Origin of the sequence: Streptomyces sp. NPDC058964 (assembly GCF_042741275.1) — a bacterium.
Classification (GTDB): domain Bacteria; phylum Actinomycetota; class Actinomycetes; order Streptomycetales; family Streptomycetaceae; genus Streptomyces.
This window is the reverse complement of sequence record NZ_JBHYKH010000745.1, coordinates 1732-3247: the sequence shown is the minus strand read 5'-3', so window position 1 is coordinate 3247 and position 1516 is coordinate 1732. Positions and strand designations below refer to the sequence as shown.

The 1516-nt window shown below is 77.7% G+C and carries 1 protein-coding gene; it reads right to left on the bottom strand.

The annotated features are described in order from the left end of the window. Positions 1-1516: hypothetical protein (locus tag ACFW2E_RS44080; RefSeq protein ID WP_384476980.1), on the bottom strand; the 1516-nt coding region annotated here is incomplete at both ends.

Genomic DNA, 1516 nt, shown 5'->3' with positions numbered 1-1516 from the left:
CTGTTGCGCAGGACGCGGGTGCGGCCCGCGCCCGCCATGGGGTCGCCGGTCTCCGGGTCGGGCGCGGTGGCGGGGGCGCCCCCCCCCCCGCGCCCCCCCGCCGCCCCGCCGCGGCGCGCCCCCAAGGCGCGGCCCCCCCCCCCCCGCCCCCGCCGCTGCGGCGCCCCCCGCGGAGGGTGGGGGCGGTGGAGTGGGTGTGGGTGAAGCCGCCGTGCGTGTGTTCCACGGCGTGGGGATGTTCGTGGGCGTGATCGTGCCCTTGGGCGTGCTCGTGCCCGTGTTTGCGGGTGTGTTCGTGATCACGGCTGTGATCACGGCCGTGGTCGTGGTCGTGTCCGTGGCTGTGGTCGTGGTCGTGCCCGTGGTGGGGGGCCTCCCCGTGGTGGTGATCGTGTACGTGCGTGGCCGGCGCCGCCCCGTCGTGCGCGCCGACCAGGGCCAACGGGCGTTCCGGAGCCGCCTCGTGGGTGTGCGTGTGTCCGTGCGGGTGGTGGTGATGCGCGCCGGCCCGGTTGCGCCAGGCGCGCCGCACCAGGTTCGCGCCCGCCAGCGTCACCAGGACGCCGCTCGCGATGCCCAGCCAGGCGATCACCGAGGGGGTGGCGGCCGAGCCCGCGGTGACCAGCAGACCCAGGGCGACGACACCGAGGGTGTGGGTCACCGTGACCGAGGCGGCCAGCGGCAGGACGTCCTTCAGCCGGGCCCGGCCGCCGCGGGCGGCCGCCGTCGCGGCCATCAGGGTCTTGCCGTGACCCGGGGCGAGGGCGTGCATCGCGCCGAGTCCGACCGCGATGAGCAGCGCGAGGGCGGCGAACCCGAAGGTGAGGTGGTGACGGGCGACCAGGCCGTCCAGGGCACGGGTCCAGCGGTCGGCGCCCCGGGGCAGCACCGAGGCCGCGGGGGCGTCCTGCCGCTCCTCGGCGAGGGCCGGACCGCCGGGGCGCACTCGCAGGGAGGCGGTGGCGGTGTCGGCGGGGGAGGAGAGCAACTCCTTGGGATAGCTGCTGAGTTCGTGCGAGACGGACTTCGCGGGGACGTCCGAGGCGGTGAGGGTCGTACGGTCGCCCCGCGCCGTGATCTCCCGCCAGCCGGGCCCGGTGGACGCGCCCGCGCTGTGGAAGCCGAGGGTGACGGTGCCGCCCTCGGGGAGCCGGGCGGTGAGCCGGCACTCCACGCGGAGGGTGTTGAGCCCGGCCTGCCCCGGGCGGAGCCGGGCGTGGGCGGGGCCGGCGGACAGGGCGGTGGCACGGCCGCCGACGGTGAGCCTGCTGCCCTCCGCGGCCTTCTCGCACCGCTGCCGGGCCCACTCGGTCATGCCCAGCCGTTTGATGTCGGGCTTGGCCTGGGTGGCCGGGATCTCGGCGAGGTCCTCGACGTGGTCGACGCGGAGCTGTCCGGGAGCGGCGACCAGGCCGTCGTAGCGGTTGACCGTGAAGTTGCCGAGCGGGTGCGGCGCCGCGGGGGGGGGGCTGGGGGGGGGGCGCGCCCCGGCGGCCCGGTGCCAACGCGCGGCGGG